The following is a 16666-nucleotide window of genomic DNA, read 5'->3' on the forward strand; positions in this document are numbered from 1 at the left end:
TTATTCTTCGCCAAACCAACAAATATTACGTGCAGCCATAATTAAATCTGCGGCCTGTTCTGCGGTTAATTCTTCAATATCAGTTAAATCATCAACGCCTTGTTCTGCGAGTTCTTCAAGGGTGGTAATTTGTTTTTCTGCTAGTTTGATCGCAACGTGACGATTCATTCCCTCTAAATTCAATAAACGATCTTCAACATTCGCTTTTTTCAGTGCTTCTTCTTCAGCTACTGCTGCGGCTGTAATCGCATTTTTAGCACGGGTTTGAAGTTCTTCAACAAGATCTTCATCTTCTAAACCATCAATTGCTGTCAATTCATTCATTGGCACATAAGCAATTTCTTCTAAACTTGTGAAGCCTTCTTCTACAAGGATTTGAGCAAATTCTTCATCAAGTTCTAATGCGTTAATAAATAAGTTTAACACTTTGTTATCTTCTGCTTGATGTTTTGCATTTAACTCATCAGTCGTCATTACGTTTAGTGTCCAACCCGTTAATTGTGTTGCTAAACGCACGTTTTGACCATTACGACCAATGGCTTGAGCAAGGTTATCAGCTTCAACGGCAATATCCATAGAATGATTATCTTCATCAACGATAATAGAAGAAACATCCGCAGGTGCCATTGCATTGATCACAAATTGTGCTGGATTATCATCCCAAAGCACGATATCTACACGCTCACCACCAAGTTCATTGGTAATTGCCTGAACACGCGCACCACGCATTCCTACACAAGCACCAACTGGATCAATTCGCTTATCATTTGATTTCACTGCAATTTTAGCGCGAGAGCCAGCATCACGAGCTGCACCACGAATTTCAATCATTTCTTCGCCAATTTCAGGCACTTCAATACGGAATAATTCGATCAACATTTCTGGTTTAGAACGTGTCACAAATAATTGTGCAGTTTTGCCTTCAGGATTTACTTTATAAAGCACCCCACGAACACGATCTCCCGGACGGAAGTTTTCACGTGGTAACATATCTTCACGTGCAATCATCGCTTCCGCTTTATTGCCAAGGTCTAAAATAATACTGTCTCGACTTACTTTTTTTACGGTGCCTGTTACAATTTTTCCTTCTTCTTCACGAAATTGTTCAACCACTTTTGCACGTTCAGCTTCACGAATTTTAGTGCTAATAACTTGACGTGCCGTTTGCATTGCAATACGGTCAAATGCAATAGATTCAATTTGATCTTCCACATACTCTCCAAGTTGCAAATTTGGATCATCAAATTGTGCCGCTTCTAAAGTAATTTCCTTCGTTGGTACTTTTACTTCATCTACGACTAACCAACGGCGAAAAGTATCAAATTCCCCTGTTTTTGGATTAATTGAAACGCGAATATCCGTTTCATATTCAAACTTCTTCTTAGTAGAAATCGCAATCGCACTCTCTAATGCTTCAAAAATTTTCTCACGTGGTAATAATTTTTCATTGGATACCGCTTCTGCCGCCAGTAAAATTTCTTTACTCATTTCTCTTTTTCTCCTTTTAAAATTTTGCAACAACATTCGCTTTTTGAATGTTTCCAAAGACTAAAATTTGTTCTTGATCATCAACGATTAAAGTAATCATATCCTTTTCAATACGCTCTAACTTACCTTGCCATTTACGGCGTTCCATCACTGGAATTCGCAAATGCACTGCGATATCTTGCCCAATATAGCGTTCAAATTGCGACAAGGTAAATAGCGGACGATCTAAACCTGGTGAGGATACCTCTAGATTATATTTATCCGCAATTGGATCTTCCACGTCTAAAATTGCACTCACTTGACGACTCACATCAGCACAATCATCAACCGTCACACCACCATCTTTATCTATAAATAAACGCACTGTCATAAAACGTCCCGTACGCTGACACTCAATCCCCCACAATTCACAGCCTAAATCTTCTACTGCATCTTGTAGCATTTCTTGTAAATTTTGTTCTAATGTAGCCAATTTCTACTCCTATATAAGGTGCAATTCATCGCACTATATCATAACCTTATGAAACCTTATTCTAAACAATACTTATCTCCTCTATTTTAGTAATAGTAAGAAGATAGTTTATTAAATCTCAGGAAAAAAGGGTTAGGTTCATAAGAACCTAAGCCCAGTTACTAAATTTCTTATAGAAAAAACCCCAAAACTGGGGTTCTTTTACTGAACTTATTATTGGTTGCGGGGGCTGGATTTGAACCAACGACCTTCGGGTTATGAGCCCGACGAGCTACCAAGCTGCTCCACCCCGCGTCCGAAACATGAGGTGCATTATAGTGGTAAAAATTTAAAATGCAAGAAGTTTTACTAAGTTCCTTAAAAACTTTACTAAAACTTACCGCACTTTTCATCATCACTAGAATCGAATACCAGAGCCAATCCCTAGTCCTAATCCAACGCCGTTACTTCCGCCACCAGTGCTGACGCCACCACCTACAGTACAAGCAGCTAATATGCTTGATAATACAATAATAAAAAGTGTTTTCTTCATCATTTTTACTTTATTAATAAAATTTCAAATAATCGATAAACGGCAATTAAGTCTGTCTTTGCAATAGGTTTAAAAGGTAACAAAAGATAGTAAATCCAGCGAAAACGCTGCAAATACATAATCATATTATGCCAATTTTGTACCTCACAATGTGCTTTATAATACAATGCTACTTTTTGAATAAAATCATCTGAAATATCTTCTTCTCGACATAAACTATCAAAGAAAAATAGCATATCTCGAACGATTAACCAATTTTGATTTTGACTACTTGAACGAGATTCAAAATCAAGAAAAGTAACTTTTCCCTTATCCCAAGTAATATCTCGAATAGCAGGACGACCATGCACCAGATTTTTAGTATGTAAATCAATCAAAGCGAGACAAGCGTCATAAATAATCGAAAATTTTTGCTGATCATCTATCTTCTTATCACATAGCCATTGTGATACAGTGGCTCCCGCATCTTCCAAAACAAAAAAATCCTCATCATGATAAGAGACTATTGGAACAGGTGCATTTTTTTCAGCAAGATTTAACAAAGTTTGTAGTTCATTTTTAAAAGATTGCTTCGGATACGGTTTCAATAATAACCAAATCCCTTTCAATTTTTCAGGTTGCTTCAACCAAAATTTCTTGCCTTCATATTGAAAAGGATAAATTCTTTCATCACGATGTGCTATAACTAATTGGTTAACATATTCTTTAAATTCAGGGCTCATTACTACATCACTCCATTGCTATTTGTGGTATATTTATCCACTATTTTTATTTTGCTTTTAACTTAACTAAAAATTAAATATGAAAAAATTAAATTATTATTTCTTACGTTAACGTCTATTTTAACTTTAACGGTATCCCCTAATATATCGGCTTCACCTTTTTCAATAACTGAATATCAAATTAATCAATATCTACAAGAGAAAGGAGCTATTGCAGATAAATTTGGCTTACCCGGATTATTTTTTCTTGATTATCAAATAAGAAATTTGAGTACGAAAATTGGGCAAACTAATGATAAACGTGTAGAAATGAGCGGTACTTTAGAGGGTTTATTTCAATTTGGCAATAAAAAACTGCCTGGAAAATTAAATCTGACCTTCGATACAATTCCTTATTATAATCCTGAAGAAGGCGCGGTTTATTTAAAGAAAATGCGTATTTTACGTTGGTCAGGAGAACCACAGCAATATATGCAACAAATGCAAGCAATCATGCCTTTTTTAAATGAGAATGTCGCTAAATTACTGGAACATATTCCGGTTTATACATTAGATAAAAACAATATGCGTGATGTGCTTATAAAAAAATTTGCTAAAGAAATCCGTATAGAAAAAGGACAACTATCCTTAGAGACCAGCATGTTCCAATGATATTCATATGATGTAATTGAACGTTGCTTGTTGATAGAAGGATAAAAAGGGCGATGAAAATCTAAGAAAAATTTTCACCGCCCTTTTGTATGAATTAATAAAGAAAAATTAAAATGCAGAGGTATCTTGGAATAGCCCAACTTTTAAATCTGTTGCTGTATAAATAACGCGGCCATCAACTTCAACTTCACCATCAGCCATTCCCATAACCAGTTTACGATTAATAACTCGTTTCATATGGATTCGGTAAACTACTTTTTTAGCTGTTGGCAAAATTTGCCCTGTAAATTTTACTTCACCAACGCCTAATGCTCTGCCTTTTCCTTTGCCACCAATCCAGCCTAAATAAAACCCAACAAGCTGCCACATAGCATCTAATCCTAAACAACCAGGCATCACTGGATCGCCAATGAAATGACAACCAAAAAATGGCAATTCAGGCTTAATATCAAGTTCGGCTTCAATATACCCTTTACTAAAAGCACCTGTTTCCTCATTCATTTCAATAATGCGATCCATCATCAGCATAGTTGGAGCAGGTAATTGAGGCCCTTCTTTGCCGAATAATTCGCCGCGACCTGATGCGAGCAAATCATCATAAGAATAGCTACTTTTTTTATTAGGTGTACAAGTGTTTTGCATTTTAGGTTCCTTTATATATGATAAATTCAGTTTAAAACTGATATAAAACATTCTAAAGAGAACATAGCAAAGTGTAAATAGCTAACACTTGTTCGCAAAACTTGTCGGAGCAGTCACTTTGATAGATTATAGAAGAAATAAAAGCGAACAAATGTTCGCTTTTTATCTATTAAGGACGGAAGAAATTCCAAAAACCTTTCCTTTCTGAATCAGCTCTCCCCTCAATTCGACGTTGAATGAGACGAGATAAAGGCTCAGTTTTTTCTGTATAATCTTTGTTTTCATCTAGCAAATCACGATTAAATAATAATTCGCAAGCTTGATAAATATCTTCTACAGGATAAATAAAAAATTCACCATTTTTTACCGCACTTTTCACTTCATCAGACAAACTCAGTTGCTGAATAGTCGTCATTGGGATGATGACACCTTGTTTTCCAGTTAAACCACGACGTTGGCAAATAGTAAAAAAGCCTTCAATCTTATCATTTACCCCACCAACAGAATGAACAAGTCCAAATTGATCAATCGATCCTGTAATTGCGATATGTTGAGGCAAAGGCAAATCGGCTAAAGCACTTGCTAACACACAAAAAATTGCCAAAGATGCACTATCACCATCAATTTCTCCATAAGACTGTTCAAACACTAATGAGGCAGAAAATGGCAATTGCGATGGCAAATCTAATATATTGGAAAGACAAGCTTGCGCAATCATCATGCCTTTACCGTGAATATTTCCAGCGAGTTCATTTTTTCTTTCAACGTCGATCACTTCCCCATCGCCGAATTGTACAATACAACTAATACGCGAAGGTTCGCCGAAACATACGGGCGTACCAGGATATTCAATTACTGAAAGACCATTAATTTGCCCAACAATTTCTCCTTGAGTTTCGACATAAACTTGCTCATTTAAAATATCGGCATAAGTTTGTTCTTTTAGGAAACCATATTGTGCCAATTTTTGCTGAAAAACATCCTCAAAATCCTCCGCACTTAATGCAGTTTTTTCAGCAAAAGTTGAAGCATCCTGTAATATTTCTTTTAATTTGAGAGGTGATGCGTTAATTAAAAAGCGATCTTCACTTTCACGCACCAATAATTGATAGAGTTTATTTAACGCCGAAAAATCTAGCGCAATATTTTGCTCTTGAGCTATTTGTTGTACATAACCCGCCCAAGTTTTTTGTTCCTCAACTTCAGCCACAGAAACATAACTTTCAATTTCAGCATAATCGGCGAAAGAATAAAGGTTTTCTTCTAACTCAGCCAAAGTGGCTAATTCGGTACGATTACCAAGTACAATCACTTTTAAGTTCAGCGCATAGCTTGGTATATCACAAGGTAAATTTTTAAATGGATGGGCTGAATACCAATCAAAAGTTTGGGTTTGCAGAATTTGTTTTAATCGCCCCCATAAATCAAATTGAGATAACAATGTTGCCGCACTTAAAATCAAAACACCGCCATTAGCTTTATGCACTAATCCTGGCACTAATTGAATATCTTGTGAACTTGGATGAATCCGAAAACTGCCGAAAAGCTGGAATTGATCGCAATACAATGCGCTTAACGCCTCACCTTGACTGGCAAAATTATCATCTAAAGATTTTACTGGCTCGGTATAAACATGAGGAAAAGAAAAAGAGTCGCCTTGCTCTATCACATAATTCACACCGAAAATTGATCGCTCTTTGTGATGGTTTTTCGATATAAAATTTTGTAATAATTCCGCATATTCAACCGGTTCACCTACTTTCATCATCAATAAGGAACGCGTTGGATGGCGTAAAAATAAATCGATAGCCTGTGTGGCATTCGGTTGTAATGCCCAAAAATCCACTGGTTCTAAAGGAAAATCTTGAATTGCCAAATCAGGTTGTAATGCCTGCCAATTTAAAGATTGCTCAATAGCTTGTTGTTGAGAAAATAATGAACTCACGGCTGGTCTCTTTCTAGAAAAATTGACCACATTATCGCATATTTAATGGCCTTGTGAAAATCCACTAGAAAATCAGCATAAAAACACGTATATTAATGCAGTTACCACGTCACTCAATGATAAAAAATGAAATATCAAAAACTCGAAAATCAAGAAGCAAATTGGAAATGGATTTACCTAATTCGTAAACATCGCGAAGGGGAAAATATCACGCGTTATGAAGAACGAAGTTTACAAGAAGCTAAAGCCCAAGAATTATTAGAATCCCAAAATTATCCGGAAAAAATTGAAGAATGGATTAAGAATCATCTTTCTCCAGCCTTACCGATTAAGCTCGATCAGGCCATTCGTGCACGCCGTAAACGCTTTTTTAATGGTGAAAAACAACATACCAAGAAAAAATCCATTGATTTAGAATATGCGGTTTGGCTACGTCTTTCTAAATATTCTAGAAAAATGAAAATGACACTTTCGGAAACAATTACGTATATGATTGACGAAAGAGAAAGCAAAGCGCAATTTGAAAACCAAATGGCAGCAATGAAAACCAGTTTAAAGAATTTATTAAAATAAAAAAGACAAGCTGCAATTCTTGTCTTTTTGAGTTAGGACTAATAGAGAAAAATTTAGAGCATTCGCATTACTCTTGATTATCCACAAGTGGAATTATTTTCGTGGCATGAGATCCTTTGTCTCCGTGGATAACTTCAAACTGCACCTTTTGACCTGCTTTTAATGAACGATAACCGTCCATTTCAATCACTGAATAATGTGCAAAAATATCAGCATCCACGCCTTCTGCGGAAATGAAACCAAATCCTTTTGCATTATTGAACCATTTCACAACACCAATTTCCATAAAAGACCTCTCTAGGCTTCGCCTACTAAAACAATAAATCAATAAGACTCTCGCCTTATCACCTCGTATGGACGTTATATTCAAATATTTTGATCGGTTATGCAATGAGCAATATTCAAAAATGATAAGTAGATCACAAAAAATTTAATTTTCTGGAGTTTTTTTATCATTTTTATGAATTTCTCGTAGTGCTTTCGCCACTATTTGAATCGCTTCTCCACTACTAATCCCTTTTGCCATAAGTTCTTGAATTTGTTCAACTGCTTTTTGCTGCTGTTCGTGTGTTAAGTTAATATCAAACATTTTCCCACCCAAATTGATTCATTAATTGATGCCATTGTTCATCTAAACCTGCTGTAATTGTTATTTGCTCTTTCGTTATTGGATGAATAAAAGACAAACTATTAGAATGTAAAAATAACCGAGAACAGCCAAGATGCAAGGTTAACGCACGATTTTGATGCAAATCACCATATTGCGTATCACCTAAAATTGGGTGAAAAATATGTTTCATATGGCGACGTAATTGGTGTTTTCTGCCTGTATGAGGGATTAATTTAACCAAAGAATAACGCGCCGTTTGATAACGCCCAGCAGGATAAGGCATTTCGACTATTTTTAATCCTTCATAATCAGTAATGGCTTCTTGAGACTCTTTATCTTCTTGAGAAAATTTATCTGCGATTTTATCCAATTGAATTTTTAGTGGATAATCTATCCGCTCTTTTCCCTGTAGATACCCTCGCACTACAGCCAAATAAGATTTCTGAACGCACTTTTGTTCAAACTGTTCACACATTAGGTTCGCAATTTCACTGCTCAATGCAAATAACAACACGCCAGATGTCGGTCGATCTAAACGATGAATAGGAAATACATGTTGGCCAATTTGATCTCGCAAAGTTTGCATCACAAATTGAGTTTCGTGAGGATCTAACCAACTACGATGAACCAACATGCCTGCAGGCTTATTCACCGCAACGAGAAACTCATCTTGATATAAAATTTCTAACATTCTTTCTTGTTCAGAAGTTCTTCTAAAGCAACTAAAGGAGTTAATAATTGTTGTAACTCATTAAATTCCTTCATTGCTTCTTCAATATAAGGAGAAATAGCAATTTTATTTGGCAAGGTTGAACCACTTTCTAACAATGCCTGCATACGTGGAATAAATACCCACTGTAGCCACTCTTCGGCAGACATCGTATCAATTGAAAAAGGTTCTTCACTTAAAAACGCCTCTGCAGCAGGGGGCATCGTTTGCCATAAATTAAGCTGCTGCATGGTAATTTGAAGCTGTTCAAGATGCTGTTTAGTTTGATTACGCATATTTTATGTCCTAATTAATGAATTTTTTTGCAAATACACGCACATTTGAGAAACCATTTTCTTTCAAATATAAGGCTTGTAATTTACTCATTACACCACGTTCACAATACAACACGTAATTTTTACTTTGATCAAGGCTACCAAATTGAGAGGAAAGTTTGTAGAACGGCATTTGAATGACTTCATGTGTATCTGATTCAAATGGATTTTCATCCGTTTCTTCTGGGCTACGAATATCCAAAATCACTTCATTTTCACCCAATACAGAAATTGCCTCTACTTCCACGACTTCTTTTTCTGTTTCTTCTGCGATCTGGCGAATATCTAAATATTTCGCATTTTGTACCGCACTTTCAAGAATCTCAAAATTAAAATGCCCTTCTTCTTCTAGAATCTTTTCTCGAACAGCTTTGATCGTAGGATTTTTTGAAATCACGCCACAAAATTCCGGCATAGATTTTGCAATATCGTCAGTACCAATTTCTTTCGCCATTGCGATAATTTGTTCTTTATCATGGGTAATTAACGGACGTAATACTAAGGCATCACCAGCTTCATCAATCAAGCGTAAATTGGTTAAAGTTTGGCTAGAAACTTGCCCTAATGCCTCCCCTGTCACAATCGCTTCAATATTGAAACGTTGAGCGACTTTACTTGCGGCACGCACCATCATCCGTTTTAATACAACGCCCATTTGGCCGTTATCGACGTTCTCTAAAATCTCACCGACAACCCCTTCAAAGTTAATCGCAATAAAGCGTACTTTATGTGAAGCGCTATAGCGTTGCCAAATATGATAAGCCATTTGTTTAACGCCAATTTCATGGGCTGCGCCGCCAAGATTAAAGAAACAATAATGAACTCGGGAACCACGACGAATCAACATATAACTCGATACGCCTGAATCAAATCCCCCAGAAATCAAAGAAAGCACATCCTCTTGCGTCCCAATCGGATAACCGCCAATACCAGCGTGACGTGCTTTAACTAACATCATTTTGTCATCTTCAATATCAATACGAACAGTCACATCTGGATTTTTCAACCGCACTTTTGCGCTTTCAATATGTTGATTTAATCCACCACCGATATAACGTTCTGCTTCAATCGAACTAAATTTATGTTTCCCCTTACGTTTTACTCGAACACAAAAAGTTTTGCCTTGAAGTTGTTGCGAGACATCAGCAAGCGTCAATTCAAAAATATGATGTAAATCGGTAAACGGTTTTTCTTCAACTTCTAAAAAATGATGAATACCAGGAATACGTTGTAACAAAGCAATTAATTCTTCACGATTTTCTTCATTTTTTGACCGCACTTCAATGTAATCCCAGTGACGTACAACTGCAGTTTCTTCATCATATTTCTGTAAAATATTGCGAATATTAGAGGTTAAAATTTTTGCGAAACGTTTACGAACAGTTTCGCTCTTAATCATAATTTCAGGAAAAAGTTTAACGATAAATTTCATATAAATAGCTTAGGTATTTCTTGGGTATTTAAAGTGGCGAGTATTTTACGCAAAGATAGTGAAAAGTCCACTGGTCCTAGCTTGAAATAATTTTTTAACAACTCAAGTAAAATACAGTACAATGACAAGCAATTTTTACCGTGAAAAAAGGATAATTCCATGGCGCGTAAACCCGCATCTTCACAAGATTTTGAGACAACGTTAGCGCAGTTAGAAAATATTGTTACACATTTAGAAAATGGCGATCTACCATTAGAAGAAGCGTTAAAAGAATTTGAACAAGGTGTGCAATTGGCTAAATTAGGACAAGAACGTTTACAACAAGCAGAACAACGTATTCAGATCTTATTGCAAAAAACAGAAGATGCCCCACTGAATGATTATGAAGGGAATGCTTAATGGGTAACTTTTCTGAAGAATTACAACAGGTTCAAACTCGTATTAACCACTTTTTAGAAGCTCAATTTGAGGGAATTGAAAGTCATAATGCGCCTTTGCTTGAGGCGATGAAATACGCATTATTACTTGGTGGTAAACGGGTTAGGCCTTTTTTAGTTTACGCAACAGGTCAAATGCTTGGCGCAGAGAAACAAACCTTAGATTACGCCGCTGCCGCTATTGAAGCCATTCATGCCTATTCCTTAATTCACGATGATTTACCCGCAATGGATGATGACAGTCTACGTCGTGGGCACCCTACTTGCCATATCCAATTTGATGAAGCTACGGCTATTCTTGCGGGCGATGCGCTGCAAAGTTTCGCTTTTGAAATATTAACTAAAACGCCAAATATTTCTTCTGAACAAAAACTGGCTTTAGTTCAAATTTTAGCGCAAGGCGCGGGTGTACAAGGAATGTGCTTAGGGCAAAGTTTAGATCTTATCTCTGAGCATAAACAAATTAGTTTAAGCGAATTAGAATTAATCCATCGTAACAAAACGGGCGCATTGCTGATTGCTGCATTAAAATTAGGTTTTATTTGTTCTCCGCATTTTACCGACAAAACTTTAGAACAATCCTTAACACAATATGCGGAAGCCATTGGCTTAGCCTTTCAAGTTCAAGATGATATTTTAGATATTGAAGGTGATAGTGCAGAAATTGGCAAACAAGTCGGTGCGGATCTTGATTTAGATAAAAGTACGTATCCCAAATTACTTGGGTTAAGTGGCGCAAAACAAAAAGCACAAGATTTATATCAAAGTGCTTTGTCTGAATTAGAAAAGATTCCTTTTGATACAACCGCACTTCGTGCATTAGCTGAATTCATTATTACTAGAAAAAGTTAATACCGACCGCATCAATGCTCACAAAGTGCGGTCAAAAATTATAACGTTTTTAAAATGACTAACAATATGAACAATTACCCCTTATTATCTTTGATTAATTCACCAGAAGATTTGCGTCTTTTAAATAAAGATCAGCTACCCCAACTCTGCCAAGAATTACGCGGTTATCTTTTAGAATCTGTTAGTCAAACTAGCGGGCATTTAGCATCAGGTTTAGGCACTGTAGAGCTAACCGTTGCACTTCATTACGTGTATAAAACACCATTTGATCAGTTAATTTGGGATGTTGGGCATCAAGCTTATCCACATAAAATTTTAACGGGTCGTCGAGATCAAATGTCCACTATTCGCCAAAAAGACGGTATTCATCCTTTCCCTTGGCGTGAAGAAAGTGAATTTGACGTATTAAGCGTTGGCCACTCATCTACTTCTATTAGTGCTGGATTGGGTATTGCTGTCGCCGCAGAACGAGAAAATGCAGGTAGAAAAACGGTATGCGTAATCGGTGATGGCGCAATTACTGCTGGAATGGCTTTTGAAGCGCTGAATCACGCAGGTTCTGTTCACACTGATATGTTGGTTATTTTAAATGACAATGAAATGTCTATTTCAGAAAATGTTGGCGCATTGAATAATCACCTTGCTCGTATTTTCTCTGGTTCTATCTACTCCACATTACGAGATGGAAGTAAAAAAATTCTCGATAAAGTTCCACCTGTAAAAAACTTTATGAAAAAAACCGAAGAACACATGAAAGGGGTGATGTTCTCACCAGAAAGTACATTATTTGAAGAACTCGGTTTTAATTATATTGGCCCGGTAGATGGACATAACATTGACGAATTAGTGGCAACACTTACGAATATGCGTAATCTGAAAGGCCCACAATTCTTACATATAAAAACGAAAAAAGGTAAAGGATACGCGCCCGCAGAAAAAGATCCTATTGGTTTCCACGGCGTACCAAAATTTGATCCAATCAGTGGTGAATTGCCTAAACACAATACTAAGCCAACTTATTCGAAAATTTTCGGTGATTGGTTATGCGAAATGGCAGAAAAAGATTCAAAAATTATTGGTATCACACCAGCAATGCGTGAAGGCTCTGGCATGGTGGAGTTTTCTCAACGTTTTCCAGAACAATATTTTGATGTAGCGATTGCAGAGCAACACGCCGTCACGTTTGCTACTGGACTTGCTATTGGCGGATATAAACCCGTAGTTGCGATTTACTCGACATTTCTACAACGTGCTTACGATCAATTAATTCACGATGTTGCCATTCAAAATCTGCCTGTATTATTTGCGATTGATCGAGCGGGTATCGTAGGTGCTGATGGCCCAACACACCAAGGGGCATTTGATCTCAGTTTTATGCGTTGTATTCCAAATATGATCATCATGACACCAAGTGATGAAAATGAATGCCGTCAAATGCTCTATACAGGTTATCAATGCGGGAAACCAGCGGCAGTGCGTTATCCTCGCGGAAATGCCATTGGTGTTGAACTAACACCTTTAGAAATGCTTCCTATCGGTAAATCACGTTTAATTCGAGAAGGTCAAAAAATTGCGATTTTAAACTTTGGTACCCTGTTACCATCCGCTTTAGAGCCAGCAGAAAAACTCAATGCAACGGTTGTCGATATGCGTTTTGTGAAACCGATTGATATTGAAATGATTGATGTGCTTGCTCAAAGTCATGATTATTTAGTCACATTAGAAGAAAATGCAATTCAAGGTGGAGCGGGATCTGCTGTTGCAGAAGTACTAAATTCATCAGGAAAATCAACCGCACTTTTACAACTTGGCTTGCCAGATTATTTTATTCCACAAGCGACACAGCAAGAAGCATTGGCAGATTTAAGATTGGATACAAAAGGCATTGAAGAAAAAATTCTCAACTTTATTGCAAAACAAGGTAATTTATAAAAATAAACGCGATGATAACTTCATCGCGTTTTTTCTTAATCAACAATTCTTAAATGGGAAACTGATTTTGTTTTCTTTTTTTCTTCTTGTTTTCTAGGGCTATCTACAGCCTTATAAAAACTAGTTGGTTGTTCAGTATCTGGCTCAGAATTAAGTTCATCGTAAACCTCTTCTGGCTCAAACATCACGCCATCACCATTTTCACGAGCATAGATCGCAAGCGCTGCGCCCATTGGAATATACAATTCACGAGAAACACCTTTAAAGCGAGCATTAAACTGGATGAAATCATTTGTCAGTTGTAAATTGCCCGTAGCATTAGCAGACAAGTTCAATATAATCTGCCCATCTTTCACATATTCGACAGGAACATTCACACCTAAGTAAGTCGCATCAACAACTAAATAAGGCGTAAAACTGTTATCTACTAGCCAATCATAATAAGCGCGTAATAAATAAGGGCGCTTAGGGGAAGCTTTGTATTCCATTATTTATCATCCATTAAATTTTTTGGTGCAGCCTCACCTACAGACTGCAAGAATGAATCTCGACTAAATACACGATCCATATATCCCTTAATCGGTTTACTACCTGGACCTGTAAATTCCACGCCTAAATGTTTTAATTTCCATAACAATGGCGCAACATAACAATCCACTAAGCCAAACTCTTCATTCATGAAATAAGGTGTTTGCTGGAAAACTGGTGTAATCGCTAAAAGTTCTTCTTTTAATTGTTTGAGCGCTTCAGCTTTTTCACTTTCTGTACCATTTTCTGCTTTCTTGAGAGTTGGATACCAATCTTGTTCAATTCGTAACATTAAAAGACGATCTTCTGCTCGAGAAATTGGATACACTTGCATTAATGGTGGATGCGGAAAACGCTCGTCAAGATATTCCATAATAATTCGTGAACTAAACAAAACAAGATCACGATCAACTAACGTTGGCACCGTAGCATACGGATTTAATTCCATTAAATCTTCTGGTAATGCTTGCAAATCAACTTCTTCGTTCTCATAAAGTACACCTTTTTCAGCTAAAACAATTTTTACCTGATGACAGTAAATATCATCTTTATTTGAAAAAAGGGTCATTACTGAACGTTTACTTGATGCGCTGGACATTTATTCCTCCGAAGATCCAAAAATATTCTATATTTTATAAGGGGTGTGTATTCTATCACAAAGCATAGGTCATTTGCCAAACAATTCTTTTTTATTGTTTTATAATCAATAAGTTAGATAACAAAAAAGCAGAGATTTCTCTCTGCTTTTCTTTTTCGAAACGAAAATAAAAATTAACGTTTTGAGTATTGTGGACGACGACGTGCTTTGTGTAAACCCACTTTTTTACGTTCAACGCGACGTGCGTCACGAGTAACGAAACCAGCTGCACGAAGTGCTGGGCGTAATGTTTCATCGTATTCCATCAATGCACGAGTGATACCGTGACGGATTGCACCCGCTTGACCAGAAATACCACCACCTTTAACAGTGATGTATAGGTCTAATTTATCAGTTAACTCAACCAATTCTAATGGCTGACGTACTACCATGCGCGCAGTTTCACGGCCGAAGTAAACGTCTAATTCACGTTGGTTGATAGTGATTTTACCACTGCCCGGTTTGATAAATACACGAGCTGAAGAGCTTTTGCGGCGACCTGTGCCGTAGTTTTGATTCTCTGCCATTTTCTAAACCTCGTGATTAAATATCTAATACTTGTGGTTGTTGTGCAGCGTGTTGGTGTTCAGCACCCGCGTACACTTTTAATTTACGGAACATTGCACGGCCTAATGGACCTTTTGGCAACATACCTTTAACCGCAATTTCAATCACTGCTTCAGGACGGCGAGCGATCATTTCTTTGAAAGTCGCTTGTTTAATACCACCTACATAGCCAGTGTGCCAGTAGTAAAGTTTATCTGTTTCTTTACGACCAGTTACTGCCACTTTTTCTGCGTTGATAACGATGATGTAATCACCAGTATCTACGTGTGGAGTGTACTCAGCCTTGTGTTTACCACGAAGACGACGTGCTAATTCAGTCGCTAAACGACCTAAAGTTTTACCTGTCGCATCTACTACGTACCAGTCGCGTTTAACCGTTTCTGGTTTTGCTACAAAAGTTTTCATTAATTAATTACCAAAAATTAGTTTGATACCCAGTGTTCTTATGAACACAACCATTGATCTTAATCGCCACCCCTTCGAGTGAGATCTCGATAAAATAATGTACGATGGGAATTCGCACATTTACAGGGTCGGTGTATTATACATATTTATTTCATGAATGCTAATTTTTTATGCAATATTTTAGTATTTTTGCTGAAACCTATTTACATTAACTAAATTAATGTTTTTAATGAATTTATTAAAATTGACTCATACATAAAGTTATTTTATTGTTAACTCAAATATCATCATACTAGCTATAGGAATTTTTATGAGCTACGCTAAAGAAATTGACACGCTTAATCAGCACATCGCTGACTTCAATAAAAAAATTAATGTTTCTTTTGAATTTTTCCCACCCAAAAATGAAAAAATGGAAACGCTTTTGTGGGATTCTATTCATCGTTTAAAAGTGTTAAAACCCAAATTTGTTTCTGTTACTTACGGCGCAAATTCTGGCGAGCGTGACCGCACTCATGGTATTGTAAAAGCAATCAAACAAGAAACTGGCTTAGAGGCTGCTCCGCATTTAACTGGTATTGATGCCACACCTGAAGAATTAAAACAAATTGCTAAAGATTACTGGGACAGTGGTATTCGTCGCATCGTTGCGTTACGCGGTGACGAACCAAAAGGATATGCTAAAAAACCATTTTATGCGTCAGATCTTGTGGAATTACTCCGTTCTGTCGCTGATTTTGATATTTCTGTAGCAGCTTATCCAGAAGTTCATCCCGAAGCAAAATCAGCACAAGCAGACTTGATTAATTTAAAACGTAAAATTGATGCAGGTGCAAACCATGTTATCACTCAATTTTTCTTTGATATTGAAAGCTACCTACGTTTCCGTGATCGTTGTGCATCAATTGGTATTGATACAGAAATCGTGCCGGGCATTTTACCTGTAACTAACTTTAAGCAATTACAAAAAATGGCCTCTTTCACTAATGTGAAAATTCCGGCATGGCTTGTTAATGCTTATGAAGGATTAGACGATGATCAAACTACTCGTAATCTTGTAGCAGCAAGTGTTGCAATGGATATGGTGAAAATTTTATCTCGCGAAGGCGTGAATGACTTCCATTTCTATACACTAAATCGTAGTGAACTAACTTATGCAATTTGTCATATGTTAGGTGTAAGACCAGAATAACTTAA

General features: G+C 36.8%; 21 protein-coding genes and 1 tRNA gene. 6 read left to right on the top strand and 16 right to left on the bottom strand.

Annotation, left to right across the window (positions count from 1 at the left end; translation table 11 throughout):
* From nusA to GG9_RS01945, 5 genes are all read right to left on the bottom strand, one after another.
* The gene (gene nusA / locus GG9_RS01960; RefSeq protein WP_005631625.1) at positions 1–1488 is read right to left on the bottom strand and encodes a transcription termination factor NusA; all 1488 of its coding nucleotides are present in this window, start codon (positions 1486–1488) and stop codon (positions 1–3) included.
* A 16-nt stretch (positions 1489–1504) separates the two neighbouring features.
* Positions 1505–1960 (bottom strand): ribosome maturation factor RimP, encoded by a 456-nt coding sequence (gene rimP, locus GG9_RS01955; RefSeq protein ID WP_005631623.1) that lies wholly within the window; start codon positions 1958–1960, stop codon positions 1505–1507.
* 217 nt (positions 1961–2177) lie between these two features.
* Positions 2178–2254: transfer RNA gene (locus tag GG9_RS0108900), tRNA-Met, on the bottom strand.
* Between the two features lie 103 nt (positions 2255–2357).
* Positions 2358–2495 (bottom strand): hypothetical protein, encoded by a 138-nt coding sequence (locus tag GG9_RS01950; RefSeq protein ID WP_005631621.1) that lies wholly within the window; start codon positions 2493–2495, stop codon positions 2358–2360.
* A gap of 2 nt (positions 2496–2497) precedes the next feature.
* Positions 2498–3214: a BUD32 family EKC/KEOPS complex subunit gene (locus GG9_RS01945; protein WP_005631619.1), complete on the bottom strand. Its 717-nt coding sequence runs from the start codon at positions 3212–3214 to the stop codon at positions 2498–2500.
* A 72-nt stretch (positions 3215–3286) separates the two neighbouring features.
* On the opposite strand from GG9_RS01945, the gene GG9_RS0108905 reads away from it, so the two are divergent.
* On the top strand, positions 3287–3865 hold the full coding sequence (locus GG9_RS0108905) for a DUF1439 domain-containing protein (RefSeq protein WP_032825134.1): 579 nt from the start codon (positions 3287–3289) through the stop codon (positions 3863–3865).
* Positions 3866–3973: 108 nt separating this feature from the next.
* On the opposite strand, the gene fabA is transcribed toward GG9_RS0108905, so the two are convergent.
* On the bottom strand, positions 3974–4507 hold the full coding sequence (gene fabA, locus GG9_RS01940) for a bifunctional 3-hydroxydecanoyl-ACP dehydratase/trans-2-decenoyl-ACP isomerase (protein ID WP_005631615.1): 534 nt from the start codon (positions 4505–4507) through the stop codon (positions 3974–3976).
* A gap of 169 nt (positions 4508–4676) precedes the next feature.
* Entirely contained in the window at positions 4677–6452 is a 1776-nt protein-coding gene (locus tag GG9_RS01935) for an AAA family ATPase (protein ID WP_005631613.1), read from the bottom strand.
* Between the two features lie 126 nt (positions 6453–6578).
* On the opposite strand from GG9_RS01935, the gene matP reads away from it, so the two are divergent.
* A complete protein-coding gene (gene matP / locus GG9_RS01930) occupies positions 6579–7025 on the top strand; it encodes a macrodomain Ter protein MatP (RefSeq protein ID WP_005628871.1) in 447 nt (148 codons plus the stop codon).
* A 67-nt stretch (positions 7026–7092) separates the two neighbouring features.
* Here the strand turns inward: matP and cspD are convergent, their stop codons facing one another.
* From cspD to thiI, 5 genes are all read right to left on the bottom strand, one after another.
* Positions 7093–7311 (bottom strand): cold shock domain-containing protein CspD, encoded by a 219-nt coding sequence (gene cspD / locus GG9_RS01925; protein ID WP_005628872.1) that lies wholly within the window; start codon positions 7309–7311, stop codon positions 7093–7095.
* A gap of 144 nt (positions 7312–7455) precedes the next feature.
* Complete coding sequence (locus tag GG9_RS01920; protein ID WP_005628875.1) at positions 7456–7614, bottom strand: YoaH family protein; 159 nt, start codon at positions 7612–7614, stop codon at positions 7456–7458.
* A complete protein-coding gene (gene truC, locus GG9_RS01915; protein ID WP_005631610.1) occupies positions 7607–8326 on the bottom strand; it encodes a tRNA pseudouridine(65) synthase TruC in 720 nt (239 codons plus the stop codon). The genes GG9_RS01920 and truC overlap by 8 nt, the downstream gene beginning before the upstream one ends.
* Positions 8320–8640: a YqcC family protein gene (locus GG9_RS01910; protein ID WP_005631608.1), complete on the bottom strand. Its 321-nt coding sequence runs from the start codon at positions 8638–8640 to the stop codon at positions 8320–8322. The genes truC and GG9_RS01910 overlap by 7 nt, the downstream gene beginning before the upstream one ends.
* 10 nt (positions 8641–8650) lie before the next feature.
* A complete protein-coding gene (thiI, locus tag GG9_RS01905; RefSeq protein WP_005631606.1) occupies positions 8651–10111 on the bottom strand; it encodes a tRNA uracil 4-sulfurtransferase ThiI in 1461 nt (486 codons plus the stop codon).
* A gap of 159 nt (positions 10112–10270) precedes the next feature.
* On the opposite strand from thiI, the gene xseB reads away from it, so the two are divergent.
* From xseB to dxs, 3 genes are read left to right on the top strand one after another with little or no spacing between them, the layout of a single operon-like run.
* Positions 10271–10510, top strand: coding sequence for an exodeoxyribonuclease VII small subunit (gene xseB / locus GG9_RS01900; RefSeq protein ID WP_005628882.1), 240 nt, complete (start codon positions 10271–10273; stop codon positions 10508–10510).
* Positions 10510–11400, top strand: coding sequence for a (2E,6E)-farnesyl diphosphate synthase (ispA, locus tag GG9_RS01895; protein WP_005631604.1), 891 nt, complete (start codon positions 10510–10512; stop codon positions 11398–11400). The genes xseB and ispA overlap by 1 nt, the downstream gene beginning before the upstream one ends.
* A 54-nt stretch (positions 11401–11454) precedes the next feature.
* A complete protein-coding gene (gene dxs, locus GG9_RS01890) occupies positions 11455–13332 on the top strand; it encodes a 1-deoxy-D-xylulose-5-phosphate synthase (protein WP_005632304.1) in 1878 nt (625 codons plus the stop codon).
* Positions 13333–13367: 35 nt separating this feature from the next.
* Here the strand turns inward: dxs and GG9_RS01885 are convergent, their stop codons facing one another.
* The 4 genes from GG9_RS01885 to rplM all read right to left on the bottom strand — a co-directional run bounded on the left by GG9_RS01885 (position 13368) and on the right by rplM (position 15469).
* Complete coding sequence (locus GG9_RS01885) at positions 13368–13820, bottom strand: ClpXP protease specificity-enhancing factor (protein WP_005631599.1); 453 nt, start codon at positions 13818–13820, stop codon at positions 13368–13370.
* Positions 13820–14458 carry a stringent starvation protein SspA gene (gene sspA / locus GG9_RS01880; RefSeq protein WP_005631597.1) on the bottom strand — a complete coding sequence of 213 codons (639 nt, stop codon included), beginning with the start codon at positions 14456–14458 and terminating at the stop codon, positions 13820–13822. The genes GG9_RS01885 and sspA overlap by 1 nt, the downstream gene beginning before the upstream one ends.
* Before the next feature lie 173 nt (positions 14459–14631).
* Positions 14632–15024: a 30S ribosomal protein S9 gene (rpsI, locus tag GG9_RS01875; protein WP_005631594.1), complete on the bottom strand. Its 393-nt coding sequence runs from the start codon at positions 15022–15024 to the stop codon at positions 14632–14634.
* A 16-nt stretch (positions 15025–15040) separates the two neighbouring features.
* Complete coding sequence (gene rplM / locus GG9_RS01870; protein WP_005631592.1) at positions 15041–15469, bottom strand: 50S ribosomal protein L13; 429 nt, start codon at positions 15467–15469, stop codon at positions 15041–15043.
* A 310-nt stretch (positions 15470–15779) separates the two neighbouring features.
* Here rplM and metF point away from each other — a divergent pair, with 310 nt between their 5' ends.
* On the top strand, positions 15780–16661 hold the full coding sequence (gene metF, locus GG9_RS01865) for a methylenetetrahydrofolate reductase (protein WP_005631590.1): 882 nt from the start codon (positions 15780–15782) through the stop codon (positions 16659–16661).
* Positions 16662–16666: the final 5 nt, after the last annotated feature.

Origin of the sequence: Haemophilus haemolyticus M19501 (genome assembly GCF_000222025.1) — a bacterium.
Classification (GTDB): domain Bacteria; phylum Pseudomonadota; class Gammaproteobacteria; order Enterobacterales; family Pasteurellaceae; genus Haemophilus; species Haemophilus haemolyticus_G.

Excerpts from the sequence above, each read along its gene's own strand:
- nusA (WP_005631625.1), bottom strand. The coding sequence starts at position 1,488 with ATGAGTAAAGAAATTTTACTGGCGGCAGAAGCGGTATCCAATGAAAAA.
- GG9_RS01950 (WP_005631621.1), bottom strand. The coding sequence starts at position 2,495 with ATGATGAAGAAAACACTTTTTATTATTGTATTATCAAGCATATTAGCT.
- GG9_RS01945 (WP_005631619.1), bottom strand. The coding sequence starts at position 3,214 with ATGAGCCCTGAATTTAAAGAATATGTTAACCAATTAGTTATAGCACAT.
- fabA (WP_005631615.1), bottom strand. The coding sequence starts at position 4,507 with ATGCAAAACACTTGTACACCTAATAAAAAAAGTAGCTATTCTTATGAT.
- matP (WP_005628871.1), top strand. The coding sequence starts at position 6,579 with ATGAAATATCAAAAACTCGAAAATCAAGAAGCAAATTGGAAATGGATT.
- cspD (WP_005628872.1), bottom strand. The coding sequence starts at position 7,311 with ATGGAAATTGGTGTTGTGAAATGGTTCAATAATGCAAAAGGATTTGGT.
- GG9_RS01920 (WP_005628875.1), bottom strand. The coding sequence starts at position 7,614 with ATGTTTGATATTAACTTAACACACGAACAGCAGCAAAAAGCAGTTGAA.
- truC (WP_005631610.1), bottom strand. The coding sequence starts at position 8,326 with ATGTTAGAAATTTTATATCAAGATGAGTTTCTCGTTGCGGTGAATAAG.
- GG9_RS01910 (WP_005631608.1), bottom strand. The coding sequence starts at position 8,640 with ATGCGTAATCAAACTAAACAGCATCTTGAACAGCTTCAAATTACCATG.
- thiI (WP_005631606.1), bottom strand. The coding sequence starts at position 10,111 with ATGAAATTTATCGTTAAACTTTTTCCTGAAATTATGATTAAGAGCGAA.
- xseB (WP_005628882.1), top strand. The coding sequence starts at position 10,271 with ATGGCGCGTAAACCCGCATCTTCACAAGATTTTGAGACAACGTTAGCG.
- ispA (WP_005631604.1), top strand. The coding sequence starts at position 10,510 with ATGGGTAACTTTTCTGAAGAATTACAACAGGTTCAAACTCGTATTAAC.
- dxs (WP_005632304.1), top strand. The coding sequence starts at position 11,455 with ATGACTAACAATATGAACAATTACCCCTTATTATCTTTGATTAATTCA.
- GG9_RS01885 (WP_005631599.1), bottom strand. The coding sequence starts at position 13,820 with ATGGAATACAAAGCTTCCCCTAAGCGCCCTTATTTATTACGCGCTTAT.
- sspA (WP_005631597.1), bottom strand. The coding sequence starts at position 14,458 with ATGTCCAGCGCATCAAGTAAACGTTCAGTAATGACCCTTTTTTCAAAT.
- rpsI (WP_005631594.1), bottom strand. The coding sequence starts at position 15,024 with ATGGCAGAGAATCAAAACTACGGCACAGGTCGCCGCAAAAGCTCTTCA.
- rplM (WP_005631592.1), bottom strand. The coding sequence starts at position 15,469 with ATGAAAACTTTTGTAGCAAAACCAGAAACGGTTAAACGCGACTGGTAC.
- metF (WP_005631590.1), top strand. The coding sequence starts at position 15,780 with ATGAGCTACGCTAAAGAAATTGACACGCTTAATCAGCACATCGCTGAC.